This window comes from Hyalangium versicolor (assembly GCF_020103695.1).
Taxonomy (GTDB): Bacteria; Myxococcota; Myxococcia; order Myxococcales; family Myxococcaceae; genus Hyalangium; species Hyalangium versicolor.
In genome coordinates, this window is the sequence record NZ_JAHXBF010000002.1 from 321,311 (window position 1) to 339,247 (window position 17,937).

Genomic DNA, 17,937 nt, shown 5'->3' on the forward strand with positions numbered 1-17,937 from the left:
CCGCCCCTAGCAGAGCATGAACCCGCCTTGGAGGGCACCTCCCCCTCACGGGCTCAAGACACGGCTTCCGCCGAGAAGTGGGACATGAAGAGCGAGCGCTGCCCCAGATGGTAGGTAAGCGCCAAATCCGCGAAGTCATAGGCGCCGGGCCGAGGCAGTTGGAACCTCCGAGCCGCGGAGAGCTGGGCGCACGAGGAGACCAGGGCCATGTGGGTGAAGGCCTGGGGGAAGTTGCCCAGCGCCTCGCCCGTGCCGGGCACGGCCTCCTCCGCATAGAGCCCCACGTCATTGGCGAGATGCAGCAGGCGCCGCAGCAGCGCCTCTGCCTCCTGCGTCCTTCCGGAGTGCACCAGCACGTCGTGCAGCCAGAAGGAACACAGGAGGAACGTCCCCTCTCCACCGCTCAAACCATCCGGTGCGTGGTACCGGTAGAGGAGTCCGCCCTTCTCCAACCGCTGCCGCACCTGGTCGACGGTGCGGATGATCAGCGGGTGCGTCGCGGGAAGGAAGCCGAGCGCGGGCATCTGCAGCACCGAGGCATCCGCCCGCTCAAAACCCACCGCCTGGGGGAACCACCCGCACCGCTTGCCCTCTTGCAACAGGTACTCCCGAAGCAGCTCCCGCTCACGCCGCCATCGTCCCACCGGGGCGGGAAACCGCCGCGCCCGAGCAATTCGCAGCGCCCGGTCCAGCGCCACCCAGCACAGCAGCTTCGAGTGGATGAAGTGCCGGGGCTCGTCGCGAATCTCCCACAGCCCCTGATCCGGCTGGCGCCACCGCTCGCATACGACATCCACCAGCCTGCGCAGGAAGTCCCAGGTGTTCAGCCGCAGGATGCCGCCCATCTTCGAGAACAGCCACGCCGCCTCCAGCAGCTCCCCGAAGACATCGAGCTGGAGCTGTTTCACCGCGCCGTTGCCGATGCGCACGGGCCGTGAACCGCGATAGCCCTCCAGGTGCGCCAGCTCCAGCTCGGGCAGCAGCCGGTGCCCACGGATGTCGTACATGATCTGGATGTCCTCGATGCGCCCCGCGCTGGTGCGCCACAGCCAGCGTCGGAAGGCGATGGCCTCCTCCTGGTAGCCGAGCAGCATCAGGGAGATGAGCGTGAGGGCCGTGTCCCGCAGCCACGTGTAGCGATAGTCCCAGTTGCGCACGCCGCCAGGCTCCTCGGGGAGGGACGTGGTGGGAGCCGCGACGATGGCTCCCGAGGGCAGATACGTCAGCGCCTTGAGCACCAGTGCCGAGCGACGGACCTCGCGCACGTACTCGCCCTCGTAGGCGCAGCGGGAGATCCACTCGCGCCAGAAGGACACGGTGTCATCCAGCCGCTGGCGGAGGGTGGCCAGGTCCGGCATCTCCTCGGGAGTGCGCTCCACGAGCGAGGGCGTCCAGGCCACCTCCACCCAGGCCTCGTCTCCCGCGCACAGGTGCCAGCGAGCGCGCAGTGCCTTCTCATAGGCCACCAGGGGACGCGTGGCCGTGACCCAGAGCGCGTCTGCGCCGCCCACGAGTTCCGCCGTATATAAGGAAGTCAGCCGGATGTTCGGAACGAAAGCGCCATACTCGAAGCGCGGTGCCACCATCACGCGCGCCGTCACCTCGCCTCCGATACAGCGGACCCGCCGGAGCAGCGAATACCGTGCCCCCACGCGAGGGCCGCGCTTCTGACCGATGCGGACGGGCATGCAGTCGGTCAGCTCCAGCACGCCGGTACGCGTGGTGAAGGTCGTCACCAGCACGTTGGTGTCATCGAGGTATTGGCGCTTGGACTGGAAGGGGCCTTCGGGGCACACCTGGAAGGCGCCCCCCTTGCTCAGATCGAGGATGCGACAGAACACGGCAGGCGAGTCGAACCGGGGGAAGCACGCCCAGTCGATGGACCCATCCCGGCCCACGAGCGCGGCGGAGTGGCAGTCGCCGAGCAAGGCGTAGTCGTCGATCCGCTGCCGCATCCCGCCTCCACGAGCCACGCCAGCATCCGGCGCCTCCCTTCGGTTTGGTGACGGCACGGAGCGGGCGCAACCCGAGACACGCCCTGGACTCCGAGGGCGCGCTTCGACTCCTGGCAGGAGAGCATGCGCCGTGCGGCAACGCACAAAGCGGGCGCTCGGCCGGCCAGCGGATCCACGGGCCCGCCTGGCTGCTTCACCTACCCCCGCAGGAACGCGGTGCCGAAACTCCCGGCCTTCTCCGCCTCTCCCAGCAGCGCCGTCGCGGGAGAAATACCGACGATGTGGATGGCCTCGATGCCCTCCTCCAGCATGGCGAGGCTCTCCTCCACCTTCGGGATCATCCCGCCCTGGATGACACCCGAGGCGATCTTCTCCTTGGCCTCGGCGGGCGTCAGCGTTGGCAGCCGGGTGGACGGATCATCCTTGTTGGCGAGCACGCCGGGCACGTTGGACACCAGGAACAGCTTGGCGGCCTTGAGCTTCGCGGCCACGCGCGTGGCCACCGTGTCCGCGTTGATGTTGAACACGTTGCCCTGCCCGTCTCCGGACAGCGAGCCCAGCACGGGCACCAGCCCCGCGTCGGACAGCTTCTCGAAGAGCGCGGTGTTCACCCCGGAGACATCGCCCACGAGTCCCAGATCGATGGGGTCTGGCCCGGCACCGGTGATGACCTTGGCCGGACGCTTGCGCGCCTCGATGAGCCCCGCGGACACGCCCGTGGTGCACAGCGCCGGCACGCCCGCGATGCGGAACGCGGCGGCGACGTCCACGGACACCTGGCCCGCGAGCGTCATCTTCATCACCTCGAGAGTGGCTTCGTCGGTGACGCGGCGCCCGCCCACCATCTTCGGCGTCAACCCGAGCTTCTGCGTGAGCTCGGTAGCCTGGGGCCCGCCGCCGTGGATGACGGCGACGCGGATCCCGGCATCCAGGAAGGCGCGCACGGCGGCGCCCACGCTGGCGGCGAGCTTCGGCTTGTCGGCGGCCAGCTCGCCTCCAATCTTCACCACGAACCAGCGACCCTTGAACGCCGCGAGCCCGCTCACGGCCACAGCCCCGGCTCGGCCAGCGTGGTCCGCTCGTCGAAGCCCATCATCACGTTGAAGCTCTGGATGGCCTGGCCCGCGCCGCCCTTGACCAGGTTGTCCAGGGTGGAGAAGCAGACCACGCGCCGGGTGTCACCCGTCACCGGGCCGAGCGTGAAGCCGACCTCCACGTAGTTGCTGCCCGACACGCCGACCACCTCGGGCTGCCGCCCGCCGCCGATGATGCGGATGAACGGCTCCTTGCCGTAGGTCTCCTTCCACAGCGCATCCAGCTCTTCCTGGGTGGTGGAGGCGGGCACGTCCGCGAACGAGGTGGCGAAGATGCCGCGCGGCAGAGGCGCGGACACGGGGACGAACTCCAGCGACAGGTCCTGCGCGGCGCCCGCGGTGCGCAGCGTCTGGAGGATCTCGGGGATGTGCTGGTGCTCGAGCGGCTTGTACGTGCGCAGGTTGCTGGCGCGCAGCGGGTGGTGGGTGGTGAGCTGCGGGTTGGCGCCGCTACCCGACGAGCCCGTGGCCGCCACGGTGTGGATGGGCCCCCGGAGCTTGCCGCCCTTGGCGAGCGGCAGCAGGCCCAGGGCAATCGTCGTGGCGAAGCAGCCCGGGCTGGCGACATAGCGCGCCTTGCGGATGGCGTCGCGGTTGAGCTCGGGCATGCCGTAAACGAAGGTGCCGTCGGTCAGGTGCTGGGGCGCCGGGTGCGCCACGCCGTAGTACTTCGTATAGGCGGCCGGGTCGCGCAGGCGGAAGTCTCCGGACAGGTCGACGATGCGCACGCCCGAGGAGAGGATCTCCACCACCACCTGGGCGGTCGTCTTGTGGGGCATGGCCAGGAAGACCACGTCCGCGCCCGCGACGGCCTCGGCGGGAGGCATCTGCTGGAAGGTGAGGTCCGTGAGCCCGGCGAGGTTGAGGTGGACGTCGCCCACCTTCTTGCCGATGTTGTCCACGGCAGTGATGCGGGTGACTTCCACGTTCGGGTGGAAGAGGAGCCGACGGAGGATCTCCGCGCCGCCGTAGCCCGTACCACCGATGAGAACCGCCTTGACCTTGTTGGCCATGTGCCTGGACTCCTGAGAAGTTCCGAGCGGGTGTATAGGGGCTTGCCGCGCGCGAATCCACCCCGCTCAGAGCCTCCGTGTCCTTCCTTCCTGGCGGACAGGCGCACCGTTGACTACTCGAAACGCGCTGTGGAACGGTGCGGACATGAGCACTGAGTGGATCCTGCGGCCCATCGAATCGAGAGACGACGCGGCAGTGGCAACCATCATCCGCAAGGTGATGCCGGAGTTCGGAGCCAGCGGCCCGGGCTTCGCCATCCACGACCCGGAGGTGGACACGATGAGCGCATCGTACTCCCGTCCAAGGCACCGGTACTTCGTGGTGGCGCATGACGGCCGGGTGCTTGGGGGAGCGGGCATCGCGCCACTGACAGGGGGAGACCCGTCGGTGTGCGAGCTGCGGAAGATGTACTTCCTCCCAGAGGCGCGAGGGCGTGGCGTGGGTGAGCGTCTGCTGAAAGAGTGCCTGGCCTTCGCGAAAGAGGCGGGCTACCAGCTCTGCTATCTGGAGACGCTCACGGGCATGGACCAGGCCCAGAAGCTCTACGAGAAAGTGGGCTTCGGGCAGATCCCCAAGGCAATGGGGAACACCGGCCACTTCGGCTGCAACCGCTTCTACACCCGGGACTTGAACCGGCCCCTCAGCGGCTGAACGGGCCCCCTTTCGAGTCACTTTGTCACCCAGCGATCATCCGCGCGGCCCCAGACCGGGCTGAACCAACGTCCCAGGTTGCCTTGCCGCCACCCTACCTCCTAGCTTGGGTCAGGAGGTCACATGGGGCCCACAGGGAGCACGGAAGCGGAGAAGGAACAGTTCGACATCGATCAGGTCCTGCGGCACATCCGGGAGGCGGTCCGGAGCTTCGCGGACGCGGCGATGTTCGCGCTGGCAGCGCAAGGGCACACCACGCTGTTCGAGCAGCTCGTCGCGTGCATCCTGTCCATCCGGACCCTGGACGAGGTGAGCCTGCCCACCTCCCTGGCACTGCTCCAACGAGCGCGCACTCCCGAGGAGATGAGCCGTCTCGAACCTCGGGAGATCGAATCCCTCATCCGCGCGGTGACATACCCCGAGCCGAAGGCGAAGCAGATCCATGCCATCGCAGTGCGCACCGTGAAGGAGTTCCACGGGCAACTGCCCTGTGACGCGCAGGTGCTGCAGTCTTTCAAGGGCGTGGGTCCCAAGTGCGCCCACCTAGCGCTGGGCATCGCGTGTGGGCACGCGGCCATCAGCGTGGACATCCACGTCCACCGGGTGACGAACCGCTGGGGCTATGTCCAGGCACGCACGCCGGAGCAGACGCTGGCGGCGCTGGAGGCACGGCTGCCTCGACCGTATTGGACCGAACTCAACCGGCTGCTGGTGCCATTCGGCAAGCACGTGTGCACGGGGACACGGCCAAAGTGCTCCACGTGCCCCGTGCTGTCCATGTGCCGTCAGGTCGGCGTGACGAATCCGCGCTAACGCGCTACCGGTCCTGGCCCACCAACTGCGTGGCCCGCCGGGCCAGCCGCCGCCAGGGGTTGGTCCTGCCCCCGGCTTCGAGAGTGATCTCCTTCGAACACTCGAGGTCACGCTCCCAGCACCGCTCCAGCTTCGCGGCGAACTCCGGGTCGGCCAGCACCAGCGAGCCCTCGCCGAGCTTGTTGAGCGACAGCGCGTCCAGGTTGGTGGAGCCCACCACCGTGAGCCAGTCGTCCACCAGCAGCGTCTTCGCGTGCATCATGGACGGCTGGTACTCCCAGATGCGTACGCCCGCGTTCAGCAGCTTCTCGTACGTGGAGCGCTGCGACGCGCGTACGATGGGCACGTCATGGATGGGGCCCGGCGCCAGCACCCGCACGTCCACGCCCTCGTGCACCTTGTGGACGAGCTGCTCGAGCACGGCGTTGGGCGGCGTGAAGTAGGCATTGGCAATCCACAGCCGTTTGCGCGCGGCGGCGATGACGATGCGCACCATCCGCTCGGCGTCCGTCATCCCCAGCTTGCCAATGCTGTCCACGAACCCGCCGCGCACAGGCCCCACGTGGCAGGGCCCAGGCAGATCCTTCGGGTGCAGCAGGCTGCCTCCCGACTCCTGCCACGAACGGGAGAACGTCAGCTGCATCCGGCACACGGCGGGGCCCTCCACGCGCACGTGCGTGTCGCGCCAGTTCTCGCGCGCACGGCCATCCCCCTCCCACACCTTCCAGATGCCGAAGCCCCCTGTGTAGCCAATGCGCCCGTCGACGATGACGAGCTTCTGGTGGTTGCGCCCCAGCAGCCGCCCCAGCACCTTGCCTGCCAGCGGCCGGTAGTAGTGCACCTCCACGCCGGACTCGACGAGGCGACGCTCGATCTTCTGGTCGAAGTCCTTGTCGCCGGAGACTTCCTCGCTGCCGACCGGATCCACCACCACACGGCAGCTCACTCCCGCGCGTACCCGCTCCTGAAGCGCCTCCACGAAGCGATCGGACAGCTCGCACGGGCGCCAGATGTACACGAGGATGTGCACGCTCTCCTTCGCCTGGCGGATGTCCTCCAGCATCCGGTCGAAGACCGTGCCGTTCTCCAGCAACTCCACCCGGTGCCCCTCTTCCAGGCACACGCCGGTGGACTGGTACAGCACGAAGGAGAAGGCGTCCGGTCCGGGGGGCAGATGGAACGGCCCCTTCATCTCATGGCGCTGGCCGTCCTTCGCGTCCCATCCATGCGCCCCTGGTTGCGGAAGCACCCCATCGGTCACATCCATGTCCATGCCGTGCCAAGCTAGGGATGCACTGAGTCACAGCCAGCCTGTGCACATCTCCCACCTGTCGCCCCGGCAACGCTGCAACCTCCCATTGCCCCAATGGGCACACCGTGGCGAACTGTGCCTGTTCGCCTGCTCTCCGGAGAGACATCCATGGCCACCGATGAAGTGCAGGACCCTTCCGCCCAGGAACTGCTGTCCCTTCCCCGCCTGGCGCCACTCGTCCCCATGCTCTATGTGGCCTGGACGGACGGAGAGCTGACTCACGAGGAGATCCGCGCCCTGGGTGCCGCGGCTCGCGCCCAGCCGTGGTTGGATCTGCGCTCCAGTGCCGTGCTGGCCCGCTGGCTGGACCCGCTCGCTCCGCCCACGCCTCGCGCCCTGGCGCAACTGCGCGAGCACATCCGCCAGACCGCCGAGCGCCTGGGCTCCAGCGGGCAGCAAAGCCTGGCGGAGCTGGGGGCACAGCTCGCGGAGGTTCTCGGCGGCACGGACGCCCTGCCCACCTCCCTGGCGGAGCTGGCGCGCACCCTGGCTCCGCTGGAGACGGCCCTGGGCATCTCGAGCGCCGAGGCCGTGCGAACCCTGGTCCCTCGCACGCCCGCCACGGCGGATAGCTCCGCCACCCCACCCTCCTTCAACGTGGAGGCATTGCGCGCGGTGCTGGAGCGCACCTACCCCTCCGAGCGCGCCCGCGTACGCGAGTGGCTCTCCGCCCCGTCTTTCCGCTACGCGGACGAGCGAAACACCGCCACCTATCGGGAGCAGGTGTTCTCCTGGCTGAAGCAGCTCGCGGACAAAGGCCTGGGGAAGATCGCTTATCCGGATGACCTCACGAAGGTGGACCTGGGCGCGTTCATCGCGGCCTTCGAGACGCTGGCCTTCTTCGATCTCAGCCTGACGGTGAAGGTGGGCGTGAACTTCGGGCTGTTCGGCGGGAGCGTGTACTTCCTCGGCACGCAGCGGCACCACCGCGAGGTCCTCCCCCGGATCGCCTCGCTGGAGCTGCCCGGCTGCTTCGCGATGAGCGAGCTGGGCCACGGCTCCAACGTGCGCGATGTGGAGACGACGGCCCGCTATGACGCCGAGCGCGGAGAGTTCGTGCTGCACACGCCCTCGGAGGCGGCACGCAAGGAGTGGATCGGCAATGCGGCGCAGCACGCGCGCATGGCCACGGTGTTCACGCAGCTCGAGGTGAACGGCGAGCGCCACGGTGTGCATGCGCTGCTGGTGCCCCTGCGAGACGAGGGTGGACATCTGCTCCCCGGTGTCCGCGTGGAGGACTGCGGGCTGAAGATGGGGCTCAACGGCGTGGACAATGGACGCATCTGGTTCGACCAGGTGCGCGTGCCCCGAGAGAACCTGCTGGACCGCTTCGCGCAGGTGAGCCCCGAGGGCGAGTACACGAGTACCATCCGCAGCGCCTCGCGGCGCTTCTTCACCATGTTGGGCACGCTGGTGGCGGGCCGGGTGAGCGTGGCGTGCGCGGGGCTGAGCGCGGCCAAGAGCGGGCTGGCCATCGCCATCTCCTACGGGGACGAGCGCCGGCAGTTCGGCCCGGCGGGAGCACCGGAGGCCCGGCTGCTGGACTACCAGACCCACCAACTCCGGCTGCTCCGGCCGCTGGCGACGACGTACGCGATGGACTTCGCGCTCAAGTACCTGGTGAAGCGCTACGTGGGACGCAAGGAGGAGGACGCGCTGGAGGTGGAAGCTCTGGCCGCGGGACTCAAGGCGTACGGCACGTGGCAGACCACACGGACGCTGCAGGTGGCCCGCGAGGCGTGCGGCGGCCAGGGCTACCTGGTGGCCAACCGACTGCCCTCGCTGAAGGCGGACACGGACGTGTTCACCACCTTCGAGGGTGACAACACGGTGCTGATGCAGCTGGTGGCCAAGAGCCTGCTCACAGGCTACCGGCAACAGTTCGAGGATGACCGCGTCTTCACGGTGATGAAGTTCATCGTCGAGCGAGCCTCGGGAGCGCTGACGGATCGCAACCCCTTCCAGGTGCGGCGCACGGGCAGCGAGCACCTGCGAGACGGGGACTTCCAGCTGCGCGCTCTTCGCTTCCGGGAGTCGGATCTACTGGCCTCCGCGGCGCGGCGGCTGCGCAAGCGGCTGGGCTCGGGAGTGGACTCGTTCCAGGCCTTCATCCAGGTGCAGGATCACCTGCAGGCGCTGGCGCATGCCCACGTGGAGCGCGTGGTGCTGGAACAGTTCCTCGCGGGCGTGGAGCAGGTGGAGGATCCGGCGCTGAAAGCCGTGCTCGGCAAGCTGTGCGATCTCTACGGCCTGGGCTGCCTGCTGGATGCGAGCGCCTGGTTCCTGGAGAACGACCACATCGAGAGTTCGAAGGCCAAGGCCATCCGCAAGGAGGTGACGCGCCTGTGCGCGGAGCTGCGGCCGGACGCGGTGGCGCTGACGCGAGCCTTCGGCATCCCCGAGGCGTGTCTGGCGGCGCCCATCGGCCTGGGCCGGCCGTCTCCATGAGGTGGACGGGGACGTGAAGACAGTCGGCTGACGTGAGCCGGGGCCGGTGGCACACTCCGGCTCCTATGAACCGATTCAAGCTGCTGCTGACACTCACGCTGTTGACGGGCTGTGCCACCACGTCCGGAACTCGGAACCTCTCCGCCGAGGAGGAGAACAAACAGGTGGCCCGTGCCTTCATCGAGGAGCTCTACAACCAGCGCCAGTTCGACAAGGCGCCCCAGTTCGTGGCACCGGACTTCGTGGACCACTCGCCGGGAGCCACGCCCGACCACAAGGGGCCCGAGTTCGTGCGCAAGCAGGCGGAGGAGATGCTCTCCTCGATCCCCGATCTGCACTTCGACATCCAGCACGTGGTGGCCGAGGGGGATCTGGTGCTCGTCCACTGGAACGCGACGGGGACGAACCCCAAGGCGCTGGACGAGACGGGTAAGCCGAAGCAGCTCCAGCTCCAGGGACACTCGCTGCTGCGCTTGCAGGGGGCGAAGCTCGTGGAGTCCTGGGACATCACGGATCAGCTGGGCTTCCTGCTCCAGCAGGGCTTCAAGCTCCTGCCCCCGGCTCCAGCTTCCCCGGGTTCTTCCGGAACTCCCGCCTCCTCACCTGCTGAGTCCTGAGTCTCTGTCAGACCCCCTTGGTAGGGTCCTCCTCACCGCGATAGAGTGGCGGTGTTGAACCGATGTGGAGGGCGCCGATGGCGACAGCAATCAGTGGAGAGGCGATGGTGCAGTTGGTTCAGGGGGTCCAGCGGCTCGACCTGGAGTTTCAGGACTTCAAGGGCCGGATGGAGAGACTCGAAGGCCGGATGGACAGGCTAGAAAGCCGGATGGAGAGACTCGAAGGCCGGATGGACAAACTCGAAGTGCGGATGGACAAGCTCGAAGCGTCGAACGTGCAGATTCTCGGCTACGTCAAGCGCATCGCGACGATGCTCACCGAGCTCCCATCATTCGGCGGAAACTACGAAGGCCTGAACACCCGCGTCGACAACCTGGAGCGGCGCGCCACAGCCCTGGAGCAGTAGTCCTCGTCACTGCACGCTGGAGGGCGCGCGGAACACCTCTCCGTCGTGGCCCTCCAGCACCAGGCTGGCGCTGTTGGACGGAGACACCCGCAGCGTCGCCCGGGGCTGCCCCGTCCGGTCCACGAGCAACAACCCCGGCGAGCCGTACTCATCCGCCCCGAGAATGGCTCGGGGCCGGCCATCCGGGTCCGCCAGCTCCAGCCGGGACGAACCGTCCGCGAACAGCCCCACGGCGAAGAACTCCGGCCCACCCTTCTTCGCGAACGCCAGACGCGGCGCCTCGTTCGAGTACACAGTGAGCTCCGCGAGCGTGTTCCCGTCATCCGTGGAGAAGCGCAGCCTCGGCGAGCCGTCCTGCGTCACCCCCAGCAGTGCCCTTGGGTTTCCCGAGGCATCACTGAGCACCAGCCCCGCGCTCCCATCTCCCTGGGTAGCGAGCGTGGCACGGGTGCGGCCCTGCGCATCCGTCAACGTCAGCCGGGAGACCACCAAAGAGCCCCCCTGAGCTTCGTCCTTGAGCACGGCCACGCCCAGCCCCACGCCAGCCAGGGCCATGGCCGCGAAGGCAATGCCCTGCATGCGCCGGTAGCCACGCTCCAACCGCTCCATCCGCGAGTCGAGGTTCTCCATGTGCGACAGCCTCCTGCTCGGAGCCCATGGAGGCGGGCCCGGACAGGCATAGGCTAACGGACCTTCAAGAAAGATGCGCGCCCCTCTGTCCCCTTGGAAACAGGGCGCGACCGCCTCTCAGCGCCGGTCCCGCTGCAATTCCGCGAGGATCTTCCTCAGGTACCAGGCCTCGGTCCGGCCGGGAAACCGCTCCTTCAACGCCATCACGTGCCGCGCGAGGGATTCCTCAGCCTGCGTCCGGGGCAGGGGCGTGTTGCGAAACCAGGCGCGCCGCAGCCGTTGGGCCTCAGTGCCCCGGAGCAGGAACCCGAGGATGACGACCACCACGATCAAGGCGACGATGATCAGCGCCGGACTGTCTTCCACTCCTTACCTCCTCTAGGGCCACGAGGCTCAGAACACCTTCCACCACTTCTTCTTCGGCGGCTCGTTGGGATCCTTCGGATCCTCGGGCTTGGAGGTACCCCCTGTCGCGGAGGTACCCCCTGTCGCGGAGGTACCACCCGCAGGCGTGGACGGGGCCGTGGAGGCAGTGCCCGGCTGCGCGGGAGCGCCCACCTTGGGCCTGGGCGGTAGAGGCGTCTTGCGTCCGTACTTCTGCTCCAAGGCCCGAGCCTTGTCCTGGAAGATCTTGCCCTTGGCCGGATCCACCATGGCCACGTAGTTGGCGAAGCCCACCGCGGAGGCAATGACGTCCGTCGACCCGTTCCACTTCTTGCCGTCGGGTCCGCTCTTCTCGATCTGGTGCAGCAGCGCCCGGAAGCGCCGCAGCGTGTCGCGATCCACACCAGGCTTGTCGTTGACGACGACGCCCGTCACCTCCTGCTGGCCCCCACGTCGCAGCACGCGCGTCTTCTCGGGGTGCGGGGTGAAGCCCTCCTTCCGGACGACGAACCGGACCAGCCGCAGCATCTTCCCCACGTCCCCTTTGCCGCCCCGGGCCACCGAGAACGTCAGGTCATCCGCGTAGCGCGTATAGGTGAAGCCCAGCTTGCCGGCCGCGCCCTTCAACCTCCGGTCGAGCCGCTGGCACAGCAAGTTCGTCAGCGCCGGAGAGGTGGGCGCGCCTTGTGGCAACCGCCGGCCTCCCTGGGCCACGAAGTAGCGCTGTCCGTCCAGCTCCACCTCCTCCACATCGGGCTCGGTGCACAGCAGCGCGAGCGCCGTGGCCGTGGCCTCGCTGTACCCCAGCTTCACGAAGAAGCCCTTCACCCGCGGGTACACCACCGTGGGGAAGAAGTCCTTGAGGTCCAGGTTCACCACCACCGCCGCGCCCACATGGGGCCGCGCGTTGCTGACGATGGAGCGCCCGGGCCGGAAGCCGTGGGCCGCATCGTGCATCGGCAGCTTCTCCAACAGGTTCTTCAGCACCCAGTGCTGTGCCGCCTTCAGCCGAGGCAGGGGCGCGGAGATGATCCGCATTCCTCCCGTCTTCTTCGGCAGTGCGAAGCGCACATAGTTCGTCCGCGTGGACACCGTGCGCGCGTAGCACAGCGCCCTCAGCTGCCCCACCGTGAGCCCCAACACCTGCGCCAGGGCCTCGGGGGTCTCCAGCTTCGGCAGCCCCTGGCGCTCCAGCCTGGGCACATCCAGCGTGCGGTGATTCAACCCACCGGACACGCCGCGGCCCAGGAAGAGGATCTCCTTCGCCTTGCGCGCCTTCCACGCCTCGGCCCGAGCCACCCGCTCGCGCTCGCGGCGCTCCTTGGTCTCCTTCTGCTTGAGCTTGCTCTCCGCGAGCCGCTTCTTGCGCAGGTCCTTCTTCAGGCGCTCCAGGTTGCCCAGGCGGGCCTGCTCGGAGGTGAGCGCGCGGATCTGCTTCTCCAGCTCCGCCTTGCGGTGAATCTCATCCGCCGGATCCCCGGGCATGCCGCTGCGGGCCGGCCAGAAGCCCAGCCGCACCATCTCCTCGAGGACGACTTCATCCTTGGAGCTGCCCTGGATGCGCTCGTACAACTCCTGCCGGTTTCTCGGGGGTTTTTGGGACATGGGCTCTCACGAAGAACTGGGAGGGTCCGTCCACGCGGCGGTCCGAGAGCACCTTCGTACTGCTCTCAGGACTGGCTCGTCTCGACTCAAGCCGTACCCCCTACCCCGGGCGCTATGGATTTACGGAATCCAAACCGCCATACGCCTGGGGTAGGGAGGTACGGCACAGTCAAGAGCGGGCCAGTGATGCATCACAGGCCATCAGGCAAGGACGGCGAAACGCCGCCCGGGTTGCAAGGTACCGCCCTCTGACCGCCGCGTGCGCGAACCCTCCCATTCTTCATGTCCGATACGACTTCGAGTGCTGGAGCCTCAGCGCGAGCAGGTGCTCGCAAGGCCCCTTGAACAACTTGTTCTGCTGGAAGAAGTTGCAGGTGCACTCGGCGGAGACCATACGCTGATCCCCATCGAGCCGCAAAGCTGCGCGATGCACCTTGCTCGCGTCCCGCACCGTCCCCTTCAGCTCCAGCGAGCCATCCACATTCGAGGGCTGGGCCTGCACCATCACCGCCTTGGCCTCGAGGAAGCGCGTGGCCTTCTCCTCGCGCTCGTTGGAGAAGCGCAGCTTCTCCATGGGCAGGGGCTCGCGACTCAACTCGCGTGCGCGGTACACGTTCTTGTTCAGATCCCAGATGGCGCGGCCCGCCTGCGTATACGCGCCCAGCGCGCCGAGCACCGTGGCCCGATCCAACCCCAGCCGCGCGGCTAGCGCCTCCGGCGCCTCGCGCCAGTTCTCCTTGAGCGCGTCGAAGACACGGCGACGGGTGAATTCATCCACCTCTGTGCGAGGGGCCATCAGGTCGAAATTGCCCGCCGTGGACCAGTCATTGGCCGTCCAGCCCGAGAGCCCCAGCGTGAAGGACAAATCTCCCAGGTCCGCCACGTAGAAGGACGGCATCCCGCTGCCGAGCAGGTGCACGGTGAAGCGCCGCGCTACGGGGATGAGCCGCTCGAGGATGAGCAGGCGGCGGCGGCCCCAGACTCGGATGTCATGGGTACCCTCGCCCTCGAAGATGGAGCGCGGGCACGTCACCTCGAGGTTCCACGGCTCGAAGACGATCTTCACCGGCTGGCCGGGAGAGAGCTTGTACCGCATGGAGCGCGGGCCCTTCTTCTCCTTGCGCCGCTTGAGCACGAAGAGGAAGTTGTGCACGTCCATGGGGTGCAGGTTCACGCGCGTGGCCTGCAGACTCATCGCCGAGTTCACCTGCAGGAACCCGCGCACCCACGAGTCCGGCAGGTCGATCTTCACTTCTTTATACGCCGCGTCCGCGCCCGTCTGGGTGGTGAAGCCCGTGGGGTCCACCTCGAAGCGGGTGCGCTTGTACGAACGGATCTTCTGGAACTCGTCATAGAGCGGCGACGAGTAGTCGATGTTGGTGGTTCCGCAGGAGAACTCGCCGACGTTCTGGAACACCTCGTAGCTGGCGCCCAGGCGGCCGTAGCTGGACTCGTCCTGGCTGAAGCACTCGAAGAAGGCCTCGTCCGGATGAACGGTGATGACCGGATCCAGCACGAACCAGAAGTCCTTGTTCCGCTCGTAGAGGTAGTTGAAGTAGCGGCGCCGGGCCTCCAGGAACGGCCCCATCCTCCGAGCGCTCTGCTTCTCCAGCTCCGTCAACTCCTCGCGCAGGCCCTTCAGCCGGCTGGCCACCGCCTGACGCTGGGCGAGGATGGAATCGATGTCGCGGTCCTCCTGCTTCGCGGCCCAGGCCTTGTAGGCCGTCTTGTCCTTGGGCTTGAAGCGCAGGTCCGACACCACGACGCTGTGCAGGGCGGAGATGGCCTCGCGGAAGGCGACGTTCTGTCTCAGCTCTCCCGAGAAGTACGTGGGGGGGCGCTTGGTGTCCGGAGAGAAGGACAGGTCCGTGCGGTCGCCCCGGTTCTCCACGGTGGTGTTGCCCCGATAGGCGTACTCAAACTCCACGACGGACCTCCACCGGCTTCAAGCGCACGGGCAGCGGGATGGCCGGCTGCGCCTTCCCGATGGAGAGCATGGCCTCCAGCGCCGCAGCGCGGTTCTCTATAGCAATCGTCGCTGACAATCGGTGCAGCACATCCATCGCCTGGCGGCCGGATACCTCGTTGCGCTGGCCCTCCTTGCGAAGGAATTCCAGCACGCGGCCTCGCGCGGCGCGGCCCTTGTTCACCTGGCTCAGCACCCGGACGAAGTAGGGCACCAGCTTCTCCACCATGCTCGCGTTGCCGCTGGCGAAGCGCTCCAGGTAGTGCGTGGCGAAGAGTTGCACCGGCGGAGCGGGATGCTCGGACAGGCGCAGCAACAGCTCCGGCCCGTCCGCATCCCGGAAGGAGCGCGCCAGCATCTCCCGCCCGAACGCCTGCACATCCGGCCGCACGCTGTCGGCCACGGAGACGAGCACCTCCAGCGAGTACTGCTCGGGAGCAAAGCGCTCGCGGAAGTAGCGGAAGGCGAAGGCCCGCGCATCGTCCCAGCGTGTATCGAGCAACTGCACCGCCGTGGCCAGCTCCTGGCCCACCTGGGGCACATGCCCCTCGAGCCAGCGCCAGGCCCACTCGCGCACCTTGAGCACGTCATGGCCAGCCAGCTTCACGGCCCGCGCCACATCCACCGGCAGCGAATCTCCCCTCTTCTCGAGCAGCTCGGCGCCCAGGCTCTGCGCCGTGGCGTCCTCGGAATCCAGCAGCCGCCACAGCGTCTCGGCGGAGATGCCCTGGAACGCGGTGGCCAGCTCGCCGGTGAGCAGGGCCTTCACGTGCTCCGGAACACCCTCGGGAAGCCTGCGGCGCAGCAGCGCGGCGAGGAGAAGTTCCGCCACTCGAGCCCCCGCTGCCCTATCCAGCGTGACGAGGCGCCCAATCAACGGGCGGATGCCCTGGCGCACATCGGCGTGGGGACTGGAAGCCAACCGCCCGAGCACTTCCTCGTTCGCGAGGAAAGCCGCATCCGGCATCTTCCCGAGCAGACGCAGGCCCAGGGTACGCAGCGAGGCGCTCGCAGACTGCAGAAGGTGACCGAGCACCTCGGGAGGCACGGGCTCGGTGCGCAGATCCCGGCGCAGCAGCAGCTCTCCGCCGAGCTCCTGCACCTCGACGAGCGGATGGCCGAGCAACTCGATGAGGACCTCGGTGCCCGGAGGGCGACCCAGAGGTCCCAGCGCGGCGAGCACGAGTTGCTTCACATCGGCCGCGAGCGGCCCATCGTTGGGCCCCAACTTCCGAGCAGCCTGGAGCAGTTGGCGGATGAAGGCCTCGGCGACATCGTCGGGCAGCACGGAGCCGCGCAGCAGGTTGGCGACATACTGGCGGGTCTCGGTCTGGGGCGAGATGGCCAGCGCGGCGAGGAAGGCCAGATCCTTCAGCAGCACGTCACGCAGCAGGTCCAGCCACCGGAAGGCCTGCTGGCGCGCGGGCGCATAGGGAGAGCGCGCGGCAGCGAGCACCAAGGCCCGAGGCTCTCCCACCGCATTCACCCGCTGCACGGCGAGGTCCAGGCCGAGCTGGGCCGTGGGCGCATACGGCTTCTCGAGCAGCATCGCCACCGCATCCGCATCGAGCTGAGCGAGGAATCCAGGCAGGGAGCGGAGCGCACGCGCAGCGAAGGTATGCACAGGAGCGCAGCGGCTCTCATCCAGCAGGTGCATCAGCCCTTGCGGAGTGCGGTCCCACAATTGGGGAAAGGTCTCCTCGCGGTCGGGCAATGTCTCGCTCGAGCGGAGCTTCCACTTCGCATAGAAGGAGAGCTTGCGGTCCACGGCCACGAAGCGGCGGCTTCGCCCGTGTAGCAGGTGATTGAAGGCCCAGTACGGAGCGAAGGCCTCCCAGTGATGCTCCTCTCGGTTGCGTCCATAGCCCGAACTCGTCGTGGACTCCGCGACGGCATCCGCATCACTGAAGGCCAGCAGCACGCCCACGGCCATCTTCACGAAGTCGGGATCCTCGATCTGGCCCAGCCGGCGCAGCGCACGCCAGACACGGCGGCGGAGGAACATACGCGTGGCCTTCGCGAAACCGTCACGCGAGCTTCGATTCGTGGAGCGCTCCTTCTCGTAGCGCCAGCCGATGAGGCCGAACACCTCGCCGTCGCGGCGATACTCGGCCATCTTGAAGACGTGGCGCAGTGCCTTCACCGCGCTGCGCTGGAAGGGTGTCGTCCTCAGGACGCGCAGCAGCGCGGGCCGCACCACTGGCGAGTCCACCAGGTACACGGTCTCCAGCACCGAGTACGGCTCCTTGCCTCCAGCGGCCAGGTGCTTGTCGAGCGCCTGACCAAAGGCCTCGGCATTGCCGGCCTGAGCGGCGTCCCGCAGCGCGGGAGGCAGCTTGCCCATCAGGTCCTGACGGAACTCGGCACGTGTGGCCTCATCGGAGAGCTGGAGCAGCGCCTCGGTGGCGACGCGGCGCACCATGTCCGGAGTGCCCGGGTCTCCATAGAGCCGCCCGAGCGCGGACATGGACTGGGCCGAACCCAGGCGCCCGAGCGCCGCGGCAATGCAGTACGCACGCAGCGGAGTGGCCCGCTCCAGCATGGGCAAAAGGATGGGCTCGGCGGCACGAATGCGCAGTTCGCCCACGCGCCAGATGACGCGCTCCAGAGGCCGAGGCTGCGCACGAACCTCGGTGCTGCGGAACCAGCGGCGGGTGCTGACCTCCTGGGTGAGTTGCTGCAGCAGGGTGCTCTCGCGAGCAGAGGCCCCCGGTGGAGCCCCCGCCGGAGCAGGAGCAGCAGCCGAGGGAGCAGGAGCGGCAGGCCGAGGCGCCGGAGGCGGCAGGCCGGTGGAGGGATGGCCCGCGCGGACATAACCGGTGTCCAACTTGGACTGGACCTGCTTGTCGAAGGCCTTCCGCGCCTCGGCCATGGAAACAGGCGTGGGCGTCTTGGTGCCGTCCTTGAGGGCGGTGCCACGCCGGCCGTAGCGGAAGTTGACGACGTACTGGCCCGCCCCCACCTCGAGCAGGTCCACCTCATACACCTTGTCGCTCTTCCCCTCTTGGAAGAGCAGCGTCACCTGCTCGATGAGCTTCACG

14 protein-coding genes are annotated in these 17,937 nt (G+C 67.8%); 5 read left to right on the forward strand and 9 right to left on the reverse strand.

Annotated features, from left to right (window positions below):
- Positions 1-53 precede the first annotated feature (53 nt).
- The 3 genes from KY501_RS04825 to argC form a co-directional block, all read right to left on the reverse strand.
- Entirely contained in the window at positions 54-1,955 is a 1,902-nt protein-coding gene (locus KY501_RS04825) for a glycoside hydrolase family 15 protein (RefSeq protein WP_224361328.1), read from the reverse strand.
- Between the two features lie 197 nt (positions 1,956-2,152).
- A complete protein-coding gene (argB, locus tag KY501_RS04830) occupies positions 2,153-3,001 on the reverse strand; it encodes an acetylglutamate kinase (RefSeq protein WP_224361329.1) in 849 nt (282 codons plus the stop codon).
- Positions 2,998-4,062 carry an N-acetyl-gamma-glutamyl-phosphate reductase gene (argC, locus tag KY501_RS04835; RefSeq protein WP_224361330.1) on the reverse strand — a complete coding sequence of 355 codons (1,065 nt, stop codon included), beginning with the start codon at positions 4,060-4,062 and terminating at the stop codon, positions 2,998-3,000. Before argC ends, argB begins: the two co-directional genes overlap by 4 nt.
- A gap of 145 nt (positions 4,063-4,207) precedes the next feature.
- Between argC and KY501_RS04840 the strand changes: the two genes are divergently transcribed.
- Together KY501_RS04840 and KY501_RS04845 are read left to right on the forward strand one after the other, a co-directional pair.
- Complete coding sequence (locus KY501_RS04840) at positions 4,208-4,714, forward strand: GNAT family N-acetyltransferase (RefSeq protein WP_224361331.1); 507 nt, start codon at positions 4,208-4,210, stop codon at positions 4,712-4,714.
- 123 nt (positions 4,715-4,837) lie between these two features.
- Positions 4,838-5,527: an endonuclease III domain-containing protein gene (locus KY501_RS04845; RefSeq protein WP_224361332.1), complete on the forward strand. Its 690-nt coding sequence runs from the start codon at positions 4,838-4,840 to the stop codon at positions 5,525-5,527.
- A gap of 4 nt (positions 5,528-5,531) precedes the next feature.
- Here KY501_RS04845 and KY501_RS04850 read toward each other — a convergent pair whose 3' ends face one another.
- A complete protein-coding gene (locus KY501_RS04850; protein WP_224361333.1) occupies positions 5,532-6,800 on the reverse strand; it encodes a phospholipase D-like domain-containing protein in 1,269 nt (422 codons plus the stop codon).
- A gap of 147 nt (positions 6,801-6,947) precedes the next feature.
- On the opposite strand from KY501_RS04850, the gene KY501_RS04855 reads away from it, so the two are divergent.
- The 3 genes from KY501_RS04855 (at position 6,948) to KY501_RS04865 (ending at position 10,311) form a co-directional block, all read left to right on the forward strand.
- Positions 6,948-9,287, forward strand: coding sequence for an acyl-CoA dehydrogenase family protein (locus KY501_RS04855; RefSeq protein ID WP_224361334.1), 2,340 nt, complete (start codon positions 6,948-6,950; stop codon positions 9,285-9,287).
- Positions 9,288-9,352: 65 nt separating this feature from the next.
- A complete protein-coding gene (locus KY501_RS04860; protein WP_224361335.1) occupies positions 9,353-9,904 on the forward strand; it encodes an ester cyclase in 552 nt (183 codons plus the stop codon).
- Between the two features lie 77 nt (positions 9,905-9,981).
- Positions 9,982-10,311, forward strand: coding sequence for a hypothetical protein (locus KY501_RS04865; RefSeq protein ID WP_224361336.1), 330 nt, complete (start codon positions 9,982-9,984; stop codon positions 10,309-10,311).
- Positions 10,312-10,317: 6 nt separating this feature from the next.
- On the opposite strand, the gene KY501_RS04870 is transcribed toward KY501_RS04865, so the two are convergent.
- From KY501_RS04870 to KY501_RS04890, 5 genes are all read right to left on the reverse strand, one after another.
- Positions 10,318-10,941 (reverse strand): hypothetical protein, encoded by a 624-nt coding sequence (locus KY501_RS04870; RefSeq protein WP_224361337.1) that lies wholly within the window; start codon positions 10,939-10,941, stop codon positions 10,318-10,320.
- Positions 10,942-11,058: 117 nt separating this feature from the next.
- Positions 11,059-11,307, reverse strand: coding sequence for a hypothetical protein (locus KY501_RS04875; protein WP_224361338.1), 249 nt, complete (start codon positions 11,305-11,307; stop codon positions 11,059-11,061).
- 27 nt (positions 11,308-11,334) lie between these two features.
- A complete protein-coding gene (locus KY501_RS04880) occupies positions 11,335-12,930 on the reverse strand; it encodes a reverse transcriptase family protein (protein ID WP_224361339.1) in 1,596 nt (531 codons plus the stop codon).
- 280 nt (positions 12,931-13,210) lie between these two features.
- Positions 13,211-14,857, reverse strand: coding sequence for an SWIM zinc finger family protein (locus KY501_RS53870; protein ID WP_224361340.1), 1,647 nt, complete (start codon positions 14,855-14,857; stop codon positions 13,211-13,213).
- Positions 14,847-17,936, reverse strand: coding sequence for a WGR domain-containing protein (locus KY501_RS04890; RefSeq protein WP_224361341.1), 3,090 nt, complete (start codon positions 17,934-17,936; stop codon positions 14,847-14,849). Before KY501_RS04890 ends, KY501_RS53870 begins: the two co-directional genes overlap by 11 nt.
- Position 17,937: the final 1 nt, after the last annotated feature.

Bases quoted from the DNA above. Each gene is read 5' to 3' on its own strand.
- argC (WP_224361330.1), bottom strand. From the start codon at position 4,062: ATGGCCAACAAGGTCAAGGCGGTTCTCATCGGTGGTACGGGCTACGGC.
- KY501_RS04870 (WP_224361337.1), bottom strand. From the start codon at position 10,941: ATGGAGAACCTCGACTCGCGGATGGAGCGGTTGGAGCGTGGCTACCGG.
- KY501_RS04880 (WP_224361339.1), bottom strand. From the start codon at position 12,930: ATGTCCCAAAAACCCCCGAGAAACCGGCAGGAGTTGTACGAGCGCATC.
- KY501_RS04865 (WP_224361336.1), top strand. From the start codon at position 9,982: ATGGCGACAGCAATCAGTGGAGAGGCGATGGTGCAGTTGGTTCAGGGG.
- KY501_RS04860 (WP_224361335.1), top strand. From the start codon at position 9,353: ATGAACCGATTCAAGCTGCTGCTGACACTCACGCTGTTGACGGGCTGT.
- KY501_RS04845 (WP_224361332.1), top strand. From the start codon at position 4,838: ATGGGGCCCACAGGGAGCACGGAAGCGGAGAAGGAACAGTTCGACATC.
- KY501_RS04850 (WP_224361333.1), bottom strand. From the start codon at position 6,800: ATGGACATGGATGTGACCGATGGGGTGCTTCCGCAACCAGGGGCGCAT.
- KY501_RS04840 (WP_224361331.1), top strand. From the start codon at position 4,208: ATGAGCACTGAGTGGATCCTGCGGCCCATCGAATCGAGAGACGACGCG.
- KY501_RS04855 (WP_224361334.1), top strand. From the start codon at position 6,948: ATGGCCACCGATGAAGTGCAGGACCCTTCCGCCCAGGAACTGCTGTCC.
- KY501_RS04825 (WP_224361328.1), bottom strand. From the start codon at position 1,955: ATGCGGCAGCGGATCGACGACTACGCCTTGCTCGGCGACTGCCACTCC.